This is a genomic window from Streptomyces sp. KL109B (assembly GCF_030766935.1).
GTDB lineage: Bacteria > Actinomycetota > Actinomycetes > Streptomycetales > Streptomycetaceae > Streptomyces.
Genome location: NZ_JASERL010000021.1, coordinates 1 through 20,985 on the forward strand (window position 1 = coordinate 1; position 20,985 = coordinate 20,985).

Sequence of the window (20,985 nt, forward strand, 5' to 3'; positions counted from 1 at the left end):
GCGTCGCCGTCATGCGGTGCCGGGACGGCCGGCGCGTCCTCCACGTCGCCGTGCCCGGTGAGCTCCGTGTGCAGGAACGCCGCGAACCGATCGGGGGTGGGGTGGTCGAACACCAGTGATCCCGGCAGAGCCAGACCCAACTCCGAGGACAGCCCGGCGCACAGTTCGACCGCGGTGAGCGACGTCAGGCCGAGGTCCTTGAACGACGTCAGCGGCGTCATGTCGGCTGCTTCGTACCCCAGGACGGCCGCGAGATGAGTGCGCACCAGATCGAGCAGGCTCTCGCTGTCGTGGAGCCGCGCCGGCTCCGCGACGGTCGCGGCCTCGCGCGCCTCGCCGATCCAGTGCCGACGGCGCTGGAAGGCGTACGTGGGCAGCGCGACCCTGCGGCCGCCGTCCAACAGCGGCGCCCAGTCCACCGGCGCCCCCGTGGCATGCAGGGTTCCGAGCGCTCTGAGCAGGGTGCGGACCTCCGCCTGTCCGGCGCGCAGCGTGGCTGCCACCGGTGCCTGCCCGGCGAGGGTCTCCCGGGCCATGCCGGTGAGTACGGGATCGGGGCCGAGCTCGAGGTAGCGGGAGACACCCGCGTCGTGCAGGGCGCGGATGCCGTCGGCGAAGCGGACTGTGCCCCGGATCTGACGTGCCCAGTAGCTGGGATCGGTCAGCTCGTCCGTAGTGGCGGGACGTCCGGTGAGGTTCGAGATGACGGGGATCCGGGGAGCGTGAAACGTCAGCCCGCGGATGGCGTCGGCGAACTCGTTGAGGACCCCGTCGAGGTGGTGGGAGTGGAACGCGTGGCTGACGTCCAGACGCTTGGTCTTCACCCCTGCGGCGCGGAAGGACTCCGCGATCGCGAGCACCGGGTCCGCGTCTCCAGAAATCACCACCGAACGAGGCCCGTTGACGGCGGCTATGCCCACCCCTGACACGGGCAGCAGCGCCCGCACCTCGCCCTCGTCGGCGTTGACGGCCACCATCGCGCCACCGGACGGGGCCGCCTGCATCAGCCGTCCGCGCGCCTCGACGAGCGTGCAGGCGTCGGACAACGACAGCACCCCTGCGACATGCGCTGCCGTGACCTCGCCGATCGAATGACCGATCAGGTGCGTCGGACGCGCCCCGAACGACTCCATCAGCCTGAACAGTGCCGTTTCCAGCGCGAACAGTGCCGCCTGTGTGTACCGGGTCCGGCCGAGCAGGTCCGCGTCGGACCACACGATCTCCCGCAGCTCTCCATCCAGCGAGAGATCCAGTTCCGCGCACACGGCGTCGAAGGACCTGGTGAACACGGGGAAACGCGCGTACAGATCCCGTCCCATGCCGGTACGTTGCGCGCCCTGCCCGGTGAACATGAAGGCCGTACCGCCCTCGGCGACCGCATCGGACACGACGTTCGGCGCCGGCCGGTTTGCCGCCAGCGCGGCCAGTCCCTCGCTCAACTCGGCCGGATCCTCGCCGATGACGACGGCGCGGTGCGGCAGCGCAGCGCGGGTGGTCGCCAGCGAGAACCCGAGGTCGAGCGCGTCCGGGCTGTCCTGTGCGGCGAGGTGCCCGGCCAGCCGTTCGGCCTGAACCCGCAGGGCCCGCGCGGTGCCGCCGGATACGAGCCAGGGAACGACGCCCGCGCTCGCGTGTTGGCTCTCCTCGGTCCGAAAGGGTTCCGGGACCTGCGCGAGCACAAGATGGCAGTTCGTACCCCCCATCCCGAACGAGGACACGCCGGCCACTCTCGGCTCGTCGCCGGGCCACGCGTGCAGCTCGGTGGCGACTTCGATGCCCAGCTCGGCGAGCGGGATGTCGTCCGGCGGGGCGGTGAAGTTCAGACTTGCCGGGACCCGGCCGTGCTGGACGGCCAAGGCTGCCTTGATGAGGCCGACGACCCCCGCAGCTCCCTCCGCGTGTCCCACGTTGGTCTTCGCCGAACCCACCAGCAGCGGTCGATCCCGGCCGGTGAAGACCGCGGCCAGCGCCGCCGACTCCACGCGGTCCCCCACCGGGGTTCCGGTGCCGTGCAGCTCCACGTAACCGACCTCGGCGGGCCGTGTCCGGGCGTCGCGGAGGGCCGCCCGCAGGACGTCCTCCTGCCCCGCCGGGTTCGGCGTGGTGAGCTGCTTGCCACCGCCGTCGTTGTTCACCGCTCCGCCGCGGATCACACACACGACGTCGTGTCCGTACGCGTGGGCGTCCTCCAGGGGCATGAGCACGACCAGGCCGGCGCCTTCGCCGCGCACGTAGCCGTTGGCGCGCGCGTCGAATGTGTAGCAGCGGCCGTCCGGCGACAACGCGCCGAACTCGCTCGCGGTCGCTGTCGACTCCGGCGAGAGGACTAGGTTGACCCCGCCCGCGAGCGCCCACGCCGACTCCCCGCGCCGCACGCTTTCGTACGCCTGGTGCACGGCGACCAGGGCGGAGGACTGCGCCGAGTCCACGACTACGCTTGGCCCGGACAGCCCCAGGAAGAAGGAGATCCGATTCGCGAGAACACCACGCTGGAGCGAGGACAGAGTGAAGCTGTCGATCGCTCCGGGGCCCTGGTCGCGCACCAGACCGGCGTAGTCGTCCCCCATCGCTCCGAGAAACACTCCGGCCCGGTGGCCCCGCACCGCCGACGGGTCGACTCCCGTGTGTTCGAGCGCTTCCCATGCGAGTTCCAGCATCAGCCGCTGCCGTGGGTCCATCGCCGCGGCCTCGCGGGGCGAGACCCCGAAGAAGCCCGCGTCGAAGTCCGCGACGCCGTCGAGCAGACCGGCTCTTGCCACTCGTGTGCCGATGTGGACGGCGCGGTCCGCGGGAACCCCACCGACGGCCTCCCGGCCGGACGTGAGTAGCTCCCAGTACGCCTCGGGGGAGCTCGCGCCCGGAAGGCGGCACGACAGACCGACCACCGCGACGACGTCCTGACCACTCGTTTTCACGAAGTTCTCTGTCATGACAGCGGAATCTCACTCTGCTCTCGGGAAGGGTGGGCTCGGCCGGTGCCGCCGCTCGCAAACCTCTCGTCCCGGCAATGCGACGAAGGTTGTAGAGGACACGAACCGACTCGGTCACCGGGGTGGGACCTTCGCCTCGCAGCATTGCCCGCCCGGTAAAGGGATCGGCAGAGTCTGGGTCGAGGCCCGACCCGACGATCACTGTGTGGAGGCATTCGTCCGTGTTGCGATTCCTGGTACTCGGCCGCCTAACCGTCACCAACGACCTGGGCGACTGCACTCCGACCGCGCCGATGGCGCGGCGCGTGCTGGCGCAACTGCTCCTGTGCTCGAACAACATCGTCATGCTCGACGCGATCATCGATGAACTTTGGGGCGACAAACCGCCGAAGAGTGCTGTCCCCACCGCGCAGACGTACATCTACCAGCTGCGGCGTCAGTTCGAACCGTGGGTGCCGGAGGGTACGGTCGAGCAGGTGCTCGCCACCTGCGGCACCGGCTACATGCTCCGCGTGGACCCGGACCAGCTCGATCTGGGAGCGTTTCTCCGGCTGTCCAAGCAGGGGCGGGCCGCGCTCGCGACCGGCGATCCGGCCGCGGCCGCGCGGCTACTGAGACAGGCACTCGATCTCTGGTCGGGGCCGGCGCTCGCCGATGTGATCGCCGGCCCGTCGATCCAGGCACACGTCGTCCATCTCACGGAGCAGCGGGCGCACACCGTCGAACTGCGCATCCAGGCGGACGCAATGCTGGGAAGGCACCGGGAACTGGTCGGGGAGCTGAAGGCGATGCTGCTGGCCGACCCGCTCAACGAGTGGTACCACGCGCAGCTGATCAAGGCGTTGGCCTCCAGCGGCAGGCGGAACGAAGCGCTCATCGCCTACCAGGATCTGCGCCGGACGCTGTCGGTCGAACTCGGCCTCGAACCCTCGGGTGTGCTGCGGGAACTCCATCAGGAGGTGCTGGCCGGACGAGACTCCTGGTCGGACTGGGGGGTCTCGGACAGGTCCCTCGCGGAGCAGCTCACCCAATAGCCGTCGCTGCCCCGCGGAAGGTCATGGGATGTATCGAGGATCGCCACGCGGCGATCCTCGATAGCCCCGGTGTCGCCCTACCTGTTGTGCAGGAGCCGGCCACCGTCGACCACCAGAGTGTGCCCGGTGATCCAGGACGCCTCGTCCGACAGCAGGAAGGCCACGGCGGCGCCCACGTCGGCAGGAACGCCGAGGCGCCTCAGTGGGATGGAACCGATGACCTTGTCCTCCCTGCCCTCGACGTTCGCCCGGGTGAAGTCGGTGAGCACCGTGCCGGACGCGACACCGTTCACCCGGACCGCGGGGGCGAGCTCGTTCGCCATCTGCCGCGTGAAGTGGTTCAGTGCCGCCTTCGCCGTGCCGTAGGCCGTGCCGTCGGGAACGGCGAGTTCGCCGGCGATGGAGGAGATGTTGACGATGGCGCCGCCGTGCTCGCCGAGCCAGCCGTGCCAGGCCGCCTGGACCCAGGCCAGGGCTGACATGAGGTTGATCTCGACGGTGCGCCGGTACGACGCCAGATCCACATCGACCAACAGGCGGGCGGTGCGCTCTGTACCGCCGACATTGTTGACCAGCAGGTCGAGGGATCCGAACCGGTCGACGGCGGTCTCCACCGCGATCCGTTGGTGCTCGGGCTCGCGGGCGTCGCCGGCGACGCCGATGGCCCGTTCCTCGCCGAGTGCGGCGGCTGCCTTGCGCAGCTCGTCCTCGTTGCGTGAAGTAATCACGACGTTCGCGCCCCGCTCCACCAAGGCGGTTGCGATGCCGAATCCGATACCGGTACGACCGCCCGTCACCAGCGCGGTCTTGCCCTTTAAGCTTGCCACGGTCTGCATACCTTCCCTTGTTCTGCGCCTGCGGTTCCTTTGCCTTGTCAGACGACGGCGTTTCACCCGGCGCGGGCGATGAGCCCCCTGGAAACCGCCTTGTTGACCGCTTCGAGTCGGGAGCGAGCGCCCAACTTTGTGAAGATGGTGCCAAGGTGGCGTTTCACGGTTCCCTCGGCGATGGTCAGTCGCCGCGAGATCTGCCGGTTACTCATGGCCTTGCTCACCAGGATCAGGATTTCCATCTCGCGCCGGGTAAGCCTGTCCTCGCAGTTCGCTGTTGTGGCGATGTGCGCCAAAGCCTCGACCGATACGTGGAGCACGATGCGGATGTTGTCCGCGCACACCGCGCGGATGCTGGAAACCAGGTCGTTCCGGCTCGCGGACTTGTTCAGATAGCCTCTGACGCCGCAGTCGAGCAATTGGCGCACCAGCGCCGGATCGTCGGGCATGCTGACGATCAGAATTCTCGCCTTTGGCGAGGCGGAGCGGACAGAGTGCACTGTTTCGGTCACCGACTCGTGAGGAATGTTCCCGTCGAGCAGGACGACGTCGGGCTGTTCGATCTCACAGTGCGCGATGCCGGCGGGACCGCTGGCGGCAACCCCGATGACGACCATGTCCGGTTCCACATTGAGCGTCTCGAACACCACCTCGCGCAGCAGTGCGTGGTCGTCGATCAGAACGATTCGTATCCGACCGGCGCCGTCAGGCTGCATGCCGCGCCCCCGGACCGGGCAGCGACCCCCACGAAGATTCCGGAATTCTCGCCGAGCGGCGGAAGGGAAATCTTGCAGGCTCCGTCGCGGAGTCGATGCCAGGAATATCTGCTGTTTTCCGTTCAAGCTCTCGCCTGAATTTGCGGACTGTGAATCCGCCATGTCGTCTTACCGGTAAGGCTTTTGCCGCAACATTCGCCATAAGCGCCCCACCCCCCGTGTTGGCCGACACACCCGTGTTGGCCGAGGCGCGACGTACCGTAACCCGGGGCTCCGCTAGCCAACAAGATTCAATCGAACCGTTTTAACCTTTCTTGGTGAAAGGGTTCGGGGTGACAACGCCCGGGAACGTATCCCGGGCGTTGCCCTACTACTTCGGGTCACGGCTGTTCAACAGGCGCGAATCGCCATGCAGTACCCGGAAGGGGGGGTGCGAGCCCGGGAGTGCAGGGCGACCTGTCCGGTTTTGGCGTGTAGTGACCGTTGAAGCCGGTACGTGCAGCGGACGGGTACAGGACGCGCCGCGGCGGCTGCTCCCCTCGAAACCTCTGGGAGTTGGCCCTTCGGTGCCGCGTGTTTCCTGTGTATCGCCTTTACTTCGGTACTCGCGCGACTTTACTTTGGCATTCGCACGACGGTCGTGTACGTGTGGTTGGTCACCATTTCGAATTCCGGGTCCAGTAGTTTCTCCCGGATTACGGACAGGTCGGCTTCGGTCAGCGGTGTCTGACTCAGCAGGAAAGGCTCCAGCATGCTGCTGTGCAGCTTGGCGAGTCGCGCGGTCGGCGTCCCGCCCTCTCCTGGCGCTCGGAAGTCGCGCACCGTGATGTCCCTATAGCCAGAGGTGGACAGAACGTCCGGCGTACGCGCTGCCCATTCGAAATCCATACCGGTTTCTCCAGCGAGTTTGTGCACGCCGTCGTGGTATTGCTGGAAGATGCGCGCCGTGTATGCGTCGACCGGCGACTTGATGAGGCCCTCGTCGGCACAACCGCAGTACCAGTCGGTGAGCACCAGCGCACCGCCCGGCCGGAGATGCGCGGCCAGCCTCGCTGCGACCGCTTCCTTGTCGGCCACGTGCATCAGCACCAGCCGGGCGTGAATGAGATCGAACGCGGGCTCCGGCCACGGGTCCTCGACGAGGTCGTGGCGCATCACCTCGATCCGCGGATGGCTGGGTACGTGCTGGGGCTTGAGGTCGCTGGCCACCACATGTCCGGACGTCCCCACCCTGGCGGCCAGCCAGCGGGCGACGGAGCCGTCCCCGGCGCCCACCTCCCAGCAACGCCACCCATGCCCGACCCGTACCTCCTCACCCAGGGTGCGGAAGGTCTCCCTGTTGAGGATCTCGGAGAGCAGGCCGAGCTGCTCGGGTGCTTCCGGCACGCCGTTGTCGAAGCGTTGCTCGTGCTCTGTGCTGTACATGGTCTTCTCCTTGGTGAGCCGTCCACACCACCGGACTCGCAGCTAGATCGACGCAGGCAGCAGCTCGTTGACCAAATCCACGAACTGCTTCGGGGTCGAGTTCTTGCTCGCCCTGTCGTCCTCCGGCAGGCCGATACCGAGTTCACGCTCGACCAGGATCGTCACCTCCACCATCGCGACCGAGTCATAGCCCATATCGGCGAACGTGAGGTCGGCGATATCGCCGTCCAGGTCGAATCCCTCGTCCTCGCCGGCCGCCTGGCGTATGTACCCGACCAGGTCAGCCTGAGTGAAAGTCGCCATTGTCGATCCCTTCGTCTCGTGACGTCGAAACCAACATCTCCCTGAGACTTCGACACCCAGTCGAGCTCCGGTCGACGGAGCCCCCGGTTTTCTGCCTCGGGACCATCGGGACGCGCGCACCGGCAAGGTCTCGCCTGGGCCTCGAACGAGCCTCCGCCGGACATGACGACCATGACCGGACAGAGGAAACCCGAAGAGATCCGATCCGTGAGAGGAAGAAGATGAGCGACGGACTTCACATCGCCGCCGCGAGTTCGTGGCTGCCCGAGCGGCTGACACTCGACGAGGCCGAGCAGGCCGGCCTCGCAGATCGGGCGCGGGTCTGGAACACCGGCATTGAGTCGGTGTGCGTCTCACCGGACAAGTCGGCTCCGGAGATGGCGGTGCTGGCGGCACGGAACGCTCTGGAGCGCGCCGAGGCAGGGCCGGAGGACCTGCAGCTGCTGCTGCACGCCTGCGCGTACCACCAAGGTCATGACATGTGGCCGGCCGCGTCGTACGTCCAGCGCTTCTGCGGTGGTGGCTCCTACCCGGCCGTCGAGGTCCGCCAGATGTCCAACGGCGGAATGATCGCCCTGGAACTCGCGGCCGGTCACCTGCGCGCATATGGCGGGTCGACCGCCCTGGTCACCACGGCCGACCGGTTCAGTTTGCCCGGCTTCGACCGGTGGCGGAGCGACCCGAGCACTCTCTGCGGCGACGGCGGCACCGCCGTGGTGGTGTCCACCCGCACCGGCTTCGCCCGGCTCCGAGGACTCGTCACCGTGTCGGACCCCGGGCTGGAGCACGGCAGCCGGGGCGAGCGGTTCACCGACGCGCCGTTGGCCGTGCGAGCGCCGATCGACCTGAACACCGACTCCCTGGTGCGCGAACTCGGAGTGGAGACCCTGCTCCACCGCATCGAAGCGGGTCAACGGGAGGCGTTCGACCGGGCTTGTGTCCAGGCGGACGTCAAACTCGGCGACATCGACTGGTACGTGTTGCCGAACCTGGGACGGACCCGGATGCGGGCGCAGTACTTCGACCCGTTCGGCATCGATCCGCAGCGCTCGACCTGGTCATGGGGCCGACGGGTGGGGCACCTCGGCGCGGGCGACCAGTTCGCTGGTCTCGCCCATCTCGTCTCCGAGGGCGCACTGGAGCCGGGGCAGACGTGCCTGCTGGCAGGCGTCGGCGCCGGCTTCACCTGGACGGCCGGCATCCTGGAGATCACCGCCAGGCCGTGAGCCGGAGGAAGCCGCGGGCGAAGCCGGTGGCAGCTTTCATGGACGGCTGCCACCGGCTTCGTCATGCCGCCGTCAGCACCACCGCGGAATTGATGCCGTCGCTGCGGGCCAGCACCAAAGTGGTGGACACCGCAGCCTCCCTCGGCCGGTGGAGCACCAGGTCGAGCTGGTCGGACCGGACGGGGGCGGTCACATTGATCGTCGGCGGGATGAGGCCGTGCCGCATGCTCAAGGACGCCGTGGCCACGTCGAGCGCCGGGCCACCGGAGTACAGCCGGCCGGTCATCGTCTTCGGCGCGGTCACCGGAACACCACGTGGACCGAAGACAGCTGTCACGGCGGCGGCTTCCGCGCGGTCGAGTTCGCCGACACCGGCCGCGTCCGCGAATACGACGTCGACCTCGTCGGGCGTTACGTCGGCGTCCGACAGCGCGGACTCGATGGCCCGGCGCAGCCCGGGCTCCCGTGCCGAACCGGGCCGCGGGTCGAAGGTGGTGGCGTACCCGGCGATCTCGCTGTACGGCTGGGCGCCTCGGCCGCGCGCGTGTCCGGCCTCCTCGACGACGACCATGGCGCCGCCCTCTCCGGGCACGTAGCCGGACGCCGCGGTGTCGAACGGCAGGTAGGCCTGGGTTCGGTCGGCGACCGTGCTCATCCGGCCGGTGCTCAGCTCGATCGTCCACCCGAGCGGGCACATCGCGCTCTCCATGGCGCCGCACATCACCACAGGCAGGCCGTCGGCCACGTACCGGCGGGCCTGCGCCATGGCGTCCAGGCCGCTGGTGTTCCCGGTCAGGACGCCGCCGGGGCCGTGCCACCCGTGCCGGATGGAGATCTGTCCGGTGTTCACCGCGTAGAACCACGAGAACGAGAGATAGGCGCTCACATGGTCGCTGCCGAGGCTCCAGAGCTTCTCCAGCTCGCGCTGGCTGTACTCGAGCCCGCCCGCGGAGAGACCGGTGACGATGCCGACCTGGTCCTCCGGGAGCGCCGCCGGATCGAGCGCGGCGTCCCGGACAGCGGCGTCCGTCGCGATCAGCACCAGCCGGGTGGTCTGGTCGGTCTGCGGCACCAGACGGCCGGGGATGTGCGCGCGCACGTCGTAGTCGGCCACCTCGCCCGCCAGAGTGGCCGGGTACTGCTCCGGATCGAAGCGGGTGACCCGGTCGATGCCGCCCCGCCCGTGGAGGACGGCGTCCCAGTACTCGTCGGTGTCGAAGCCGTTCGGCGCGACCACGCCCAGGCCGGTGATCACCGCGCGGGGGCGATCCGGCGTCGTGCCGTTGTCGTTCTCCGGGACTGCCCTACTCATCGGATCCCCCCTTGGTCAGCACCATGGCGCTCTGGAAACCACCGAACCCGCTGCCGACCTTGAGCACCGTCCGCAGATCCGCCGGCCGCGCCGTCAGCGGCACGTAGTCGAGCCCCAGTTCAGGGTCCGGTTCGTGCAGGTTCGCGGTCGGTGGAATGAGCCCGGCAGCCATGGCCAGCGCGCATGCCGCGATCTCGATCGAGCCGATCGCGCCCAGCGAGTGCCCGATCATGGACTTGATCGAACTGACCGGCGTCCGGTAGGCGTGATCGCCGAGAGTGCGCTTGAAGGCGTCGGTCTCGTGCGCGTCGTTCTGCTTGGTACCGGAGCCGTGCGCGTTCACGTAGTCGACCTGCTCGGGCACCCGCTCGGCCATCCGAAGTGACACCTCGATGGCCTTGGCCAGTTCCGGGCCTTCGGTTCTGAGTCCGGTCATGTGGTACGCGTTGGCACGTACGTCCCATCCGCCGATCTCCGCGTAGACGCGCGCACCGCGTTCCCTGGCGTGGTTCAGCTCTTCCAGCACCAGCATCGCGCTGCCTTCGGCGAGCACGAAGCCGTTGCGGGTGCGGTCGAACGGGCGGGACGCGGTGGCCGGTTCGTCGTTGCGCGGCGTCGTCGCCTTGATCGCGTCGAAGCAGGCGACGCAGATCGGTGAGAGGGACGCGTCCGAGCCGCCGGCCAGCATCACGTCGGCGGAGCCCTCGCGGATCAGCCGCGCCGCGTGGGACACCGACTCGATGCCCGCGGTGCACCCCGTGGACACCAGGGACACGGGGCCTTCCGCCCCGGCCGTCCAGGCCACGTCCGCGGCGATCGACGTCGGGACGAGATAGTTGTACATGTGCGGTACCGCGTACTCGTGGTCGAGGAGCCACTGGCGGCCGCCGTCGGAGAGCACCTGGTACTCCCGGTCCAGGCTCATCGTGCCGCCGATGGCACTGCCGACGCTTACTCCGTAGCGATGCGGGTCGGTCTCGGTCAGGTCGAGTCCGGCGTCCACGACGGCTTCCTTGGCCGCGGCGACGGCGAGCTGCGCGCTCCGGTCCATGCGCCGGATCTCCTGTGCGGAGAAGCCCTCCGCGACCGGGTCGAAATCGCATTCGCCCGCGATCCGGGAGCGGAACCCGGACGCGTCGAACAGCGAGATGGTGCGTATGGCCGAGGTGCCGGAGGAGATCAGCTCCCAGAACTCCTTGGCGTTTCCTCCGCCCGGGGCGCGCACTCCGATACCCGTGATGGCGATGCGGCGGGTCATCGTGCCCTCCCCGCTCGCGCGCTGACTGCTGTATTCGGCATGTGGGTCTCTTTTCTGGCGTCGAAGGTGACCGGCAGGGCTTCCAGCCCGCGGACCGTGAGGCTCCGCTGCCATCGCAACTGCTCAGGCGGTACGGACAACGCGAGGCCGGGCAGTCGGCGCAGGAGTCCGTGGAACGCGATCCGGCCCTCCAGCCGGGCCAGCGGCGCGCCGAGGCAGAAGTGCGCGCCCCGCCCGAAGGCCACGTGCGCGGGGTCCGCGCGGGTGACGTCGAAGTCGTCCGGTGCCGGGAACTTCGCCCCGTCCCGGTTGGCCGATGCCAGGGACAGGAGCACCGGGTGGCCCTTCTCGATGCGCGTGCCCGCCACCTCGATGGGTTCGAGCGGGAATCGCCACGTCGCCGTCTCGAACGAGCCGTCGTACCGCAGCATCTCCTCCAGCGCCGAATCCACCAGTTCCGGTCGCTCGCGCAGCAGGGCGAGTTGGTCGGGGTGGCGCAGCAGGGCCAGTGTGCCGTTGCCGATCAGATTGACCGTCGTCTCGAAGCCGCCGACCAGGAGCAGGGACATCATGGACAGCAACTCGGCCTCGTTCAGCCGGTCGTCGTCGTCCCGGGCCGCGATCAGCGCGTCGACCAGTCCGTCGGCCGGATCCTGACGGCGCTTCTCGACCAGCCGGGTCAGATATTCGAGGAGATCGCGCAGCCCGACCGGCCGCGCGTCACCGCGGTCGGCCTCGGCGGAGTCGGTGTTCGTCCACCGCCGGAAGTCCTTCGTCCACTGGCGGAACACGTCCTGGTCCGCCTTGGGCACCCCCAGCAGTTCACAGATCACCGTGATCGCCAGCGGGAACGCGAAGTCGCCGATCAGCTCGGCCTGCCCGCTGGGCGCGATCGTGTCGAGGAGCCCGTCCGTGATGTGCTGCACCTGTGCGCGCAGGCTCTCGACGCGGCGGGCGGTGAAGGCGGTCGAGACCAGCCGGCGCAGCCGCGAGTGTTCGGGCGCGTCCGTGGTCAGCAGATGCGTCCCGAGTCCGGTCCGGTCCTCCAGCGGCCTCCCCTTGCCCGCCTCCTGCCAGTCGAGTGGTGCGTTGCGCGGGTCCTTGCTCATCCGGGGATCGGACAGCAGCTTCCGCACGTCCTCGTACCGGGTCACCAGCAGTCCGTAGAGGCCGCGGCCCTCCAGCACCTGCCGGACCGGTTCCTCCGTACGTAACCACGCGTACTCGGGATAGGGATCAGCGCCGAAATCCATCCTCCGCCTCCTCTGCCTCTGTGTTCGGTTCCTGACTGGCCTCGCGTCGGCGAACAGGGCGCGCCGAGCGCGCGTTCGCTTGAGGTCGGCGGTCGAGGGACCACATGGCGCCGATGCTCGCGGCAGCGGTTCGAGGCGAGTTCGTGTGTGGTTCGACCCAGGGAGGTGGGGCGTACGGAGGCGGTCCGGGGCGCCCCCCGGTGCCGAAACAGCATGCGGCCGACACCGGCCGTGCCGGTGTCGACCGCATGCCAGGGGCACGGATCCGCGTCAGGCCGTCCGCCTGCCCAGGATCTGATCGAGGGCGTCCCGCAGCTGCGGCGTGCTGGCCTCCACGGCGTGCCGCGTGGTGGCCGTACGCCAGCCGACGAACCCGTCCGGACGCACGAGCACGGCGCCGTCCTCCTTGATGCCAGCGGCCTCAGCCCACCCTTCGACCGCGTGCGCCGTGATGCCCAGGTCCCGTGCCGCGTCCAGCCAGTGGTCGGCCGCCGTCCCGGTGATGAGCGTGAAACCGTCGACGAGGTCGACCGTGGACCGTCCGTCCGGAAGCCAACGGTGCGGCAGGCGGCTGCCCGGGGCACCGTCGAGGACGAGGTTCTCCATGTCGGAGAGCGGCTCCGGGTCGATGACCGCGCCGGAGTCGTACCGGTAGCCGATCACGGGGATCATGATGCCCGCCATGCCCACGGCCGCCCGGTCGGCGGCCCGGCTCGCGTCGTTGTCCCAGTGCAGGTCACGGTTCTCGGCGCGGAGCACGGTCTGGCGCATGGTGAACAGCGCGACCGGTCGGCGTTCGGCCTCGTAGGTGTCGAGCAGCGCGTCACCGCCGATGCCCAGTTTCCATGCCAGGTTGTGGCCGTCGGCGATACCCACGTTGAGTCCGAGCCCCCCGACCGGCGGCACCACGTGGGCCGCGTCACCCACGAGGAAGACGTTGCCCCGCCGGAAGCGGTCGGCGACCCGCGCCGTCGACGACCAGGGCAGCAGGCTGATGATCTCCGGCTCGATGTCGCTGACGCCGGTGGCGTCCCTGATCTGCTGCTGGATCCGAGCGATGGGGGTCTGCGGATCGCCGTTCGGGATGTGGAAGACCCAGCGGCCGGTCTCGTCCACCTTCAGCAGGATCCCGGACGCCCGCTCGTTGCGCAGGAACGTCATGGACGTCGGCGGGGTGGGCAATTCCGCGCGGAACAGCACGTTGAGCATATGCGAACTGCTCAGTGCTCCCGGGCCTGTCACGCCGATGCCGAGCAGGTCACGTATCTGGCCGCGGACTCCGTCCGCGGCGATCACGTAGTCCGCCGTGACGGTCCTGCCGTCCGCGGTGGTGACGCCGCCGTCCGTCACCGCGACCACCTCGCTGTCGAAGTCCACCTGGCCACCGAGCTCTCGCAGCCGTTCCAGCGCGGCCCGGTCGACCCGGTCCTGCGGACAGCTTCCCAGCTTCGCGGGGCCGATCTCCGGTGGCTCGAACTTGGAGGTGACGGTGGTCAGATCGGCGAGGCTCGAGCCCGTCATGAGGCCCCGGACAAGATTGTCCGTCTCGATGTCGATGCCGGCCTCCCGGAGGATCTCCGCCGACCGGTCCGTGATGCCGAAGGCCCGCGGATGGTCGTTGACCTGTGCCCTGCGCTCCAGCACATGGACCGAGACACCCTGTCGGGCGAGGAAGACGGCGGTGCACAACCCGACCGTGCCGCCTCCGACGATCACTACGCGCATGCTTGTCCCTCCGAGAATGAGAACGGTGTTTTCCCACGGGTACGTCGCACCCGTGGCGGGTGTTGGAGTCGTCTCCGCCCAACCTCCGCCGCGTGCTCGGGCGGGAGACGCGCGTGCGGATCTAGAGTCCGGCGCGGGCGAAGCCGCGCACCGAGAGCGGCACGAAGATCAGCAACAGCAGGCCGGCCCACAGCAGGCTCGCGGTCACCGGGTGGGTCAGCGGCCATGCGGCGTCCGGACCGGGAGCACTGGGGTTGCCGAAGAGTTCGCGCGCGGCAGCCGCGGCGGCGCTGAGCGGGTTCCACTCGCACAGCGTCCGGAGGCCGAGCGGCATCCGGGCGGTGGGTACGAAGGCGTTGGACACCATGGTGAGCGCCAGCGTGAGCGGTGCCAGCCGGGCCGCGGTCGGTGCCGAACGCACCACAAGGCCCAGATAGGTGCCGACCCATGCCAGCGTGCAGCGGAACAGCAGGAGCAGACCGATGCCTGCCAGCGCCCGCGGAATCCCATCGTGTGGCCGCCAGCCGACGACGAGGCCGCACACCATGAGGACCGCGAGGCCGTAGGCCCCGAGGATCCCCTCGGCGCCGCTCTGCCCGAGCGGCACGGACATCCGGTGGGTCGGGAGCGAGCGCAGCCGCTCCATCACCCCGCGCGCCTGATCCGTCGCCACCTCCACCATGACGGTGGACAGAGCGGTCCCGGTCGTCATCACAAACAGGCCGGGCATCATGAACTCGCGGTAGTCCGAGGTGCCCGGCACTCCGATCGCGCCACCGAACACGAAGCCGAACAGCACCACGAACACGCTCGGCATCAGCAGCATGGTGAGCAGGATGCCGGGCTCGTGCCGCAGCCGGAACAGCTTTCTCTGGGTCAGCGTCCAGCCGTCGGACAGGAGGTTCACGACACCGCCTCGGGCGCCTCGACCGGTTGCGCCGGTTCGGAGGTCTGCCCGGTCATCGTCAGGAAGACGTCGTCCAGGCCGGGCTCGCGGATCCCGATGTTCCTGATCACCGCCCCGGCCGCGTCCAGTTCACTTGCGATCAACGGCAGGGCGGGCGCCTGATCCACGGCGGCCACGACGATCCGCGATCCGTCGGCTTCCGGGCGCCGGCCGGTGAGCCGCTCCAGCCTCGCCATGGCACTCGGCACCTGGTTCGCCGACTCGACCACGACGTCGATGTGACGGCCGATCCGGGCTGTGAGTTGGGCTGGGCTGCCTTCGGCGATCAACTGGCCGCCGTTGATCACGCCGACCGCCGTGGCGAGCCGCTCCACCTCCTTCAGACACGGGGTGGTGAGCAGGACCGTGGTGCCTTCGGTCACGAGTCTGCGCACGCTCTCCCAGATCTCGGCGCGACTGGGGGCGTCGAGCCCGATGGTCGGCTCGTCGAGGAAGAGCACGGCGGGGGCCCGTAACAGACTGGCGATCAGGTGGATCCGGCGGCGTATGCCATCGGAGTACGTGCCGACCAGCCGGTCACTGGTGTGAGCGAGACCGGACCGTTCCAGCAGCTCGTCGACGCGCCGACGAGCGCCGCGCGAGCCGAGCCGCGAGAGTCGGCCGAGGATCTGCAGATTCTCCCGGCCGGTCAGTCCGTCGTCGAACGAGGCGTCCTGACCAGCCAGGCCGATCATCTTCCGCACATCCGTCGGATTCCGGGCCACGTCGAAACCGGCGACGACGGCCCGCCCGCTGCTGGGCCGGGTCAGGGTGGCCAAGATCCGTACGGTGGTGCTCTTTCCCGCACCCTTCGGGCCGAGCAGGCCGTAGACAGTGTGCGACGGCACCACCAGGTCCAGGCCGTCCAACGCGACGACGTCCCTGTACTGCTTCCTCACATCCTCGGTGTACATGATCGCGTCTTCCATGCCCCAACCTCTCACCGAGTACAGTGTACGCGATTTCAGCGTAGCCAACTGAGTGCGCCGTACGCAACTCTGTGGTGGACGCGTAGGATGGCTGTCGTGTCGGACTCGAAACCAATCATCTGGATGCGACCGGAGAAGCCGGCGCGAGGTCCCGCGCCGTCCCACAGTCGTGCGCAGATCGCCGCGGTGGCGATCGATATCGCGGATTCCGAAGGCATCGAAGCCGCGTCGGCGCGCGCCATCGCCAAGCGGCTCGGTACCGGTGCGATGACCCTCTATCGCTACCTGCCGACCAAGGAAGACCTGTACACGGTCATGATCGACGAGGCGACCGGCTTCGAGCCGCAGGAGCCGACGGGTGATCTCCGTGCGGATCTGACGGCCTTGGCGCACCGTCGTCGGAAGATCTTCCTGAGGCACCGCTGGCTCGCCCCGCTCCTCGCCACCCGCCCGATCATGGGTCCCAACTTCATGCGCGGCATGGAACGCGATCTCGCCGTTCTCGCCGGCTGCGGTCTGGGTATGGACGACACGATCCACGTGCTCAACCTGATCCATTCGTGGGTCGGTGGCGCGGTACAGGCCGAGTTGACCGAGCGGGCCAGTGCGAATCAGTCCGGCCTCGATCGCCATGCCTGGCGACTGCGGATGGAGCCGTACCTCAAGTCCTTGCTGGAGACCGGTGAGTTCCCGTACCTGAGCCAGATGGTCCAGACCTCCGAGATCGGGGAGGCGGATGAGCGGTTCGCGAACGGCCTGGCGATCATCCTGGACGGTATCGAAGCCCACTTCCCGGCGGCCGTCGGGAAGGACGGAGCGCGCCGGTCGGTCGGTGACGCCGTCGAGGGGCCGCCGTCGGCGCGGCGCGCGAGCGGTCAGCCGGCCGCGCGCAGTTCGACGACGGAGTAACGGCCGGCCGGCGTGATCGAGGTGGTTCGCAGGCCGACGGTTCGCGCCAGTTCGGCAAGTTGGTCCACGGTGTGCTGTCGGCCGCCGAAGTAGCCGAGCATGCGCAGGTCGCCCTCCGTCTGCACGGTCCGGTCGCCGAAGTAGTCCACGACGAGCACACGTCCCGTCGGCTGAGCCGCGTCGGCGCAGCGGCGCAGGATGCGGGCGGCCGAGGCGTCGTCCCAGTTGTGCAAGATGCTCGACAGCAGATATCCGTCCGCTCCGGCAGGAAGGGCATCGAAGAAACTGCCGGCCGCGACGTCGGCCCGGTGGCTGAGATCGGCCGCGGCGATGGTCTTCTCGGCGCGGCGAGCCGGGCCGGGCAGATCAACGACCGTCCCCCGCAGATCGGGGTGGGACCGCAGGATGGCGATCAGCATGGTGCCGTCGCCACCGCCGACATCGACCACATGACGGAGCGTTCCCCACGGATACGCCTCGGCCACGGCCGGCGAGTGCGCCGTCAGCCTGGCGCCCATCAAGGTGTCGAAGGACTCGGCACGTCCGTCGTCGGACGACAGGTCGTCCCAGAACGTCATCCCGTACTGCTGTGGGAACGAGGCCTCACCCGTACGTACCGTGTGCAACAGGTGGACGAGGCTCAACTCGGCGTGTCCCAGGGCGCCTTCGATGTCGAGGATGGCCCGCATGTCCTCGGGCGCGCCCTCGCACAGGTGGCGGCCCATGGCCGTGAGGTCATAGACGCCGGGCTCGGTGCCCGACAGCACGCCCGCGCCCACCAGGTGGTCCAGCAACCGCCCCAGCGCATCCCGGTCGGCACCGACGGCCTCGGCCAGCGCCTCGGTCGTCAGGGCGCCCGCGGCGATGTGGTCTGCCAGCCGCAGCGTCGCCGCCACCCGGACGGCCATCGGGGTCAGCAGATCGGCTGCTGCCCACACCCCCCCGCCTCGGGGGGTCGTCTCCTTGGCCATGATTTCTCCTGACTCTACGGTTCTCTGTTCGTGGGACCGGGCGGGAAGGTGATGATGCGTCAGCTCGCTTGCGGCGGTCGGCTCAGAAGCCGGCGCGCTCCTCCGCGTACGCCTTGGCGAGGCGGAGGTTGCTCATGCTGTTGCCGCTCAGCAGCCGTCGCAGGTAGCGGCGCGCCTCGGCGACCGTTGTCGCTCCGCCCAGCTGGGACAGCGCGGAGCGCTTGATCGTGCTGGTGTGCCGGGCCTCCGCGACGACGCCTTCCGGCGTCTCGGTGAACAGCCAGTGGCCGGTGTGCGCGTCCAGCATCGTGGGCAGCGAGATCTGCTTGTACACGATCACGTGGTTCGGGAGGCAGATCCGCACCGAACGGACGGTGTGCGTGCTGCCGTCCGGACCCTTGGTGTCCATGTCGAAGAACTGGACGTTCGGCACGTCCTCGGTCATGGCGAGCCCCACCACGTGCGGGATGCGCTCGGGCCACAGGTCCGCGCGGTACAGGTAGTCGTAGGCGTCCTCGGTGGAGCCGGCGATGAACAGGGGGTCGGTGAAGGAGACGACGAGTTCGTTCAGGTCGGCCCGGCGCTCGGCTGTGTCGCGGAGCGTGGCGAGGCAGTCCTCGCTCTCCTGCGAGATCCTGTCCAACAACGGGCCGAGGTCGGCGCCGGGGGGTGCGACGACCTGATGACTCAACTCGGCCCGGGTCCGGTTCGGCGTCAGTTCGGTGAAGACCCACTCGCCGCGGAGGCCGGTAGCGGGCTGTTCGGGTTCCACGTGTGTGAAGGCGATGCGGCGCCCCGGCCGGTCCGTGCGGCGCACGGTTTGCCAGGTGCGGACCGCGGCGTCCCCGGCCAGATCCCAGTGCCTGACCAACTCTCCCTCCTCGTTGGCCTGGATCTTCTCCGCGTGCACCGCGGTCCGGTGGAACTGCGGCCACCGGACGATGTCCGCGATCAGGTCGAACGCCGTCTCCACGTCGCTCTCGATGGTGATGGCTTGGTCAATTCGCCGCTGTGCGCTCGACACAACAAGACACCTCACAAGCGTCGTCACATCCGGATCTGTCGCGACCGACGATGACCGTCCCCGATCGACCTCGCTTCGAGGACCCTTCGAGTTGGGCGTCCGCGGTCGGCCCGGGCCGTTGACCGGGCGTCGATCCGGCGTCGAAGGAGCGGGCGCAAGCTGGCCGCCGCGAAACGCACCCCGCCGATTCGTAAGGAGACGACTAATGCCGAGCATCGTCACTGTCGGCACGTTCGACAGCGGTGACGTCGCCGATGTCACCAAGATCCTCCAGGAGTTCGACGGCGAGGTCGCGTCCGAACTGCCCCAGCTGCGCCGCCGCCAGGTATTCAGCTACAGCGACCTCTATGTGCACATGCAGGACTGGGACGTCGCCGACTCCGACGAGGCGTACCGGATCATCAGCACCGACCCCCGGTGCGTGCGGCTGACCGAACGCCTGTCGACCTATTTCGGCGGTCACGCCGCGACGGAGGACTGGGACGGCCCGGTCGACCGGCCGACGGCCGAGCGCTTCTACCTGTGGCCGGCCGAGCGACTGGAGAACCTGGAGCAGACGTACAGCGCGGTGATCGTCAACACCCAGCGGCAGGAACACATCCCCGAGGCGTCACGGCTGTTCGCGGAGTCGGACGCGACCGACATCCCGCAGAAGATGGGCACACTGCGCCGCCAGATCTATCTGTGGCGCGGCATCTACCTGCACATCCAGGACTTCGCCGTAGCCAACAGCATGGAGGCGATCAGCGAGGTGTGGACGGAAGGAGACCCCCGCTTCCTCCAACTCGTCGACGACCTCACGGAGATCATTCCGCCGTACGACCCGCAGGGCAATTCACTGGCCACCCGTTTCTACCACTGGGCTGCAGAGGTGTCAGCATGACGAAACTCCCTACCCACCCCATTCGCCGACAGCTCCCCGGCGTGCTGCCGGCCGAGTACGAGACACTGCGGGAACGAGGCATCGGACAGGTCGAACTGCCCACGGGGAAACTCGTCTGGATGGTAGTGAGGCCGGAATACGCCCGTATCGTGCTCTCCGACTCGCGGTTCAGCTCGGACAAGACGGACGACCGATTTCCGAAGCTGACAGCCAATTCGCTGATGAAGCTGCGGTATTGCGCACCGTTCATGATCAACCTGGACGGTCCGGAACACCTGAAGAAGAAGAAGTCCATCATGGACGAGTTCTCCCCGGAAGGACTCGCCCGGCTGCTTCCGCGGCTGCGGGTCGCCGTCGAGGAGAAGATCGACGACATGCTGCGGCAGCCGACGAAGCCGGTCGACCTGGTGACGGAGCTGGCGTTCCCCATCGCATGGAAGCTGCAGGAGATGTTCCTCGGCATCCCCGCGGCCGAGCTGCGGACGATGCGGGACAACGTCTGGAAGCTGCTGCTGGGCACCAGTACAGAGGCCGAGGAGAGGGAGGCGGCCGACCGCCTGAACGGTCACGCGGAAGACGTCCTGAAGGAGAAGGCCAAGAATCTCGGCGACGACATGATGAGTCGCCTGATCGTCCAGGAACGCGAGAAGCACGGCGAGGTCGACTGGTACGAACTCGCGCCGCTGATGCTGTCGAACGCTCAGGGCATTCACAACTCGGTGTCCACGATGATCTCGCTGGGCGTGCTCACCCTGCTGAACCACCCCGAGCAGCGGCCGACACTGCTCGCCCATCCGGACCGGATGACGGCCGCGGTGGACGAGATGCTGCGGTACTTCTCGGTCAACGACGGAACCCCCATGCGGCTGGCCACCGAGGACATGCTCATCGGGGACACGCTGATCAAGGCCGGTGACGGCGTGGCGGTACCGACGCTGCCCGTCAATCGAGACCCGTCGGTGTGCCCGTATCCCCATCAGCTCGACCTCATGCGGGCAGAGCCCGCCCGGCATCTGGCGTTCGGTCACGGACCGCACAAGTGCCCGGCGGACCGTCTGGTGCCGAGCCTGCTGGAGATCGTCTACGCGAGGCTCTTCGAGCGGGTCCCGACGCTCGCGCTCGCAGTGCCCGAGGCGGAACTGACGTACAAGTACCACTCGATCCAGGCGTTCGGCCCGGCCGAGATGCCGGTCACCTGGTAGCGGCGACGGGCGTGGCCGCCGCGCAGTGCGGTGGCCACGCGGGCCGAGGACCGACCGGGAGAACTGACAACCTCGGGTTGACACTACCCGACTGACAACCTACGGTTGA

General features: G+C 68.6%; 18 protein-coding genes. 5 read left to right on the plus strand and 13 right to left on the minus strand.

The features are described from left to right. The coding region (locus RBJ65_RS41720; RefSeq protein ID WP_306332211.1) for a type I polyketide synthase at window positions 1-2,930 on the minus strand (2,930 nt) is incomplete at its 3' end. 221 nt (window positions 2,931-3,151) lie between these two features. Between RBJ65_RS41720 and RBJ65_RS41725 the strand changes: the two genes are divergently transcribed. Next, window positions 3,152-3,964 (plus strand): AfsR/SARP family transcriptional regulator, encoded by an 813-nt coding sequence (locus RBJ65_RS41725; protein WP_306324258.1) that lies wholly within the window; start codon window positions 3,152-3,154, stop codon window positions 3,962-3,964. A 77-nt stretch (window positions 3,965-4,041) separates the two neighbouring features. On the opposite strand, the gene RBJ65_RS41730 is transcribed toward RBJ65_RS41725, so the two are convergent. The 4 genes from RBJ65_RS41730 to RBJ65_RS41745 form a co-directional block, all read right to left on the minus strand. Next, on the minus strand, window positions 4,042-4,800 hold the full coding sequence (locus RBJ65_RS41730; protein WP_306324257.1) for an SDR family oxidoreductase: 759 nt from the start codon (window positions 4,798-4,800) through the stop codon (window positions 4,042-4,044). 53 nt (window positions 4,801-4,853) lie between these two features. Next, window positions 4,854-5,510, minus strand: coding sequence for a response regulator transcription factor (locus RBJ65_RS41735; RefSeq protein WP_306324256.1), 657 nt, complete (start codon window positions 5,508-5,510; stop codon window positions 4,854-4,856). A gap of 615 nt (window positions 5,511-6,125) precedes the next feature. Then, entirely contained in the window at window positions 6,126-6,935 is an 810-nt protein-coding gene (locus RBJ65_RS41740; protein WP_306324255.1) for a class I SAM-dependent methyltransferase, read from the minus strand. Window positions 6,936-6,977: 42 nt separating this feature from the next. Then, window positions 6,978-7,238, minus strand: a complete 261-nt coding sequence (locus tag RBJ65_RS41745) for an acyl carrier protein (RefSeq protein WP_306324254.1) — start codon at window positions 7,236-7,238, stop codon at window positions 6,978-6,980. Between the two features lie 221 nt (window positions 7,239-7,459). Between RBJ65_RS41745 and RBJ65_RS41750 the strand changes: the two genes are divergently transcribed. Then, window positions 7,460-8,464 (plus strand): ketoacyl-ACP synthase III family protein, encoded by a 1,005-nt coding sequence (locus tag RBJ65_RS41750; protein WP_306324253.1) that lies wholly within the window; start codon window positions 7,460-7,462, stop codon window positions 8,462-8,464. A 61-nt stretch (window positions 8,465-8,525) separates the two neighbouring features. On the opposite strand, the gene RBJ65_RS41755 is transcribed toward RBJ65_RS41750, so the two are convergent. The 6 genes from RBJ65_RS41755 to RBJ65_RS41780 all read right to left on the minus strand — a co-directional run bounded on the left by RBJ65_RS41755 (window position 8,526) and on the right by RBJ65_RS41780 (window position 15,887). Then, window positions 8,526-9,776: a ketosynthase chain-length factor gene (locus tag RBJ65_RS41755; protein WP_306324252.1), complete on the minus strand. Its 1,251-nt coding sequence runs from the start codon at window positions 9,774-9,776 to the stop codon at window positions 8,526-8,528. Then, window positions 9,769-11,034, minus strand: coding sequence for a beta-ketoacyl synthase (locus tag RBJ65_RS41760; RefSeq protein WP_306324251.1), 1,266 nt, complete (start codon window positions 11,032-11,034; stop codon window positions 9,769-9,771). Before RBJ65_RS41760 ends, RBJ65_RS41755 begins: the two co-directional genes overlap by 8 nt. Continuing rightward, complete coding sequence (locus RBJ65_RS41765; protein WP_306324250.1) at window positions 11,031-12,287, minus strand: cytochrome P450; 1,257 nt, start codon at window positions 12,285-12,287, stop codon at window positions 11,031-11,033. The genes RBJ65_RS41760 and RBJ65_RS41765 overlap by 4 nt, the downstream gene beginning before the upstream one ends. Before the next feature lie 270 nt (window positions 12,288-12,557). Beyond that, the gene (locus tag RBJ65_RS41770; RefSeq protein ID WP_306324249.1) at window positions 12,558-14,012 is read right to left on the minus strand and encodes an FAD-dependent oxidoreductase; all 1,455 of its coding nucleotides are present in this window, start codon (window positions 14,010-14,012) and stop codon (window positions 12,558-12,560) included. A 121-nt stretch (window positions 14,013-14,133) separates the two neighbouring features. Then, window positions 14,134-14,919 carry an ABC transporter permease gene (locus RBJ65_RS41775; RefSeq protein ID WP_306324248.1) on the minus strand — a complete coding sequence of 262 codons (786 nt, stop codon included), beginning with the start codon at window positions 14,917-14,919 and terminating at the stop codon, window positions 14,134-14,136. After that, window positions 14,916-15,887, minus strand: coding sequence for an ATP-binding cassette domain-containing protein (locus RBJ65_RS41780; protein ID WP_306324247.1), 972 nt, complete (start codon window positions 15,885-15,887; stop codon window positions 14,916-14,918). The genes RBJ65_RS41775 and RBJ65_RS41780 overlap by 4 nt, the downstream gene beginning before the upstream one ends. Window positions 15,888-15,974: 87 nt before the next feature. Here RBJ65_RS41780 and RBJ65_RS41785 point away from each other — a divergent pair, with 87 nt between their 5' ends. Continuing rightward, window positions 15,975-16,796 (plus strand): TetR/AcrR family transcriptional regulator, encoded by an 822-nt coding sequence (locus RBJ65_RS41785; protein WP_306324246.1) that lies wholly within the window; start codon window positions 15,975-15,977, stop codon window positions 16,794-16,796. Here RBJ65_RS41785 and RBJ65_RS41790 read toward each other — a convergent pair. Both RBJ65_RS41790 and RBJ65_RS41795 read right to left on the minus strand, forming a co-directional pair. After that, on the minus strand, window positions 16,763-17,767 hold the full coding sequence (locus RBJ65_RS41790; protein WP_306324245.1) for a methyltransferase: 1,005 nt from the start codon (window positions 17,765-17,767) through the stop codon (window positions 16,763-16,765). The two genes, RBJ65_RS41785 and RBJ65_RS41790, sit on opposite strands and share 34 nt — an antisense overlap. 82 nt (window positions 17,768-17,849) lie before the next feature. Further along, the gene (locus tag RBJ65_RS41795; RefSeq protein WP_306324244.1) at window positions 17,850-18,791 is read right to left on the minus strand and encodes an aromatase/cyclase; all 942 of its coding nucleotides are present in this window, start codon (window positions 18,789-18,791) and stop codon (window positions 17,850-17,852) included. Between the two features lie 205 nt (window positions 18,792-18,996). Between RBJ65_RS41795 and RBJ65_RS41800 the strand changes: the two genes are divergently transcribed. Together RBJ65_RS41800 and RBJ65_RS41805 are read left to right on the plus strand one after the other, a co-directional pair. Further along, a complete protein-coding gene (locus RBJ65_RS41800; protein WP_306324243.1) occupies window positions 18,997-19,674 on the plus strand; it encodes a TcmI family type II polyketide cyclase in 678 nt (225 codons plus the stop codon). Then, the gene (locus RBJ65_RS41805; RefSeq protein ID WP_306324242.1) at window positions 19,671-20,876 is read left to right on the plus strand and encodes a cytochrome P450; all 1,206 of its coding nucleotides are present in this window, start codon (window positions 19,671-19,673) and stop codon (window positions 20,874-20,876) included. The genes RBJ65_RS41800 and RBJ65_RS41805 overlap by 4 nt, the downstream gene beginning before the upstream one ends. Window positions 20,877-20,985: the final 109 nt, after the last annotated feature.

What these genes read in the sequence shown, in the direction of transcription:
- RBJ65_RS41730 (WP_306324257.1), bottom strand. Translation starts at nt 4,800, where the DNA reads ATGCAGACCGTGGCAAGCTTAAAGGGCAAGACCGCGCTGGTGACGGGC.
- RBJ65_RS41735 (WP_306324256.1), bottom strand. Translation starts at nt 5,510, where the DNA reads ATGCAGCCTGACGGCGCCGGTCGGATACGAATCGTTCTGATCGACGAC.
- RBJ65_RS41740 (WP_306324255.1), bottom strand. Translation starts at nt 6,935, where the DNA reads ATGTACAGCACAGAGCACGAGCAACGCTTCGACAACGGCGTGCCGGAA.
- RBJ65_RS41745 (WP_306324254.1), bottom strand. Translation starts at nt 7,238, where the DNA reads ATGGCGACTTTCACTCAGGCTGACCTGGTCGGGTACATACGCCAGGCG.
- RBJ65_RS41750 (WP_306324253.1), top strand. Translation starts at nt 7,460, where the DNA reads ATGAGCGACGGACTTCACATCGCCGCCGCGAGTTCGTGGCTGCCCGAG.
- RBJ65_RS41755 (WP_306324252.1), bottom strand. Translation starts at nt 9,776, where the DNA reads ATGAGTAGGGCAGTCCCGGAGAACGACAACGGCACGACGCCGGATCGC.
- RBJ65_RS41760 (WP_306324251.1), bottom strand. Translation starts at nt 11,034, where the DNA reads ATGACCCGCCGCATCGCCATCACGGGTATCGGAGTGCGCGCCCCGGGC.
- RBJ65_RS41765 (WP_306324250.1), bottom strand. Translation starts at nt 12,287, where the DNA reads ATGGATTTCGGCGCTGATCCCTATCCCGAGTACGCGTGGTTACGTACG.
- RBJ65_RS41770 (WP_306324249.1), bottom strand. Translation starts at nt 14,012, where the DNA reads ATGCGCGTAGTGATCGTCGGAGGCGGCACGGTCGGGTTGTGCACCGCC.
- RBJ65_RS41780 (WP_306324247.1), bottom strand. Translation starts at nt 15,887, where the DNA reads ATGGAAGACGCGATCATGTACACCGAGGATGTGAGGAAGCAGTACAGG.
- RBJ65_RS41785 (WP_306324246.1), top strand. Translation starts at nt 15,975, where the DNA reads ATGGCTGTCGTGTCGGACTCGAAACCAATCATCTGGATGCGACCGGAG.
- RBJ65_RS41790 (WP_306324245.1), bottom strand. Translation starts at nt 17,767, where the DNA reads ATGGCCAAGGAGACGACCCCCCGAGGCGGGGGGGTGTGGGCAGCAGCC.
- RBJ65_RS41800 (WP_306324243.1), top strand. Translation starts at nt 18,997, where the DNA reads ATGCCGAGCATCGTCACTGTCGGCACGTTCGACAGCGGTGACGTCGCC.
- RBJ65_RS41805 (WP_306324242.1), top strand. Translation starts at nt 19,671, where the DNA reads ATGACGAAACTCCCTACCCACCCCATTCGCCGACAGCTCCCCGGCGTG.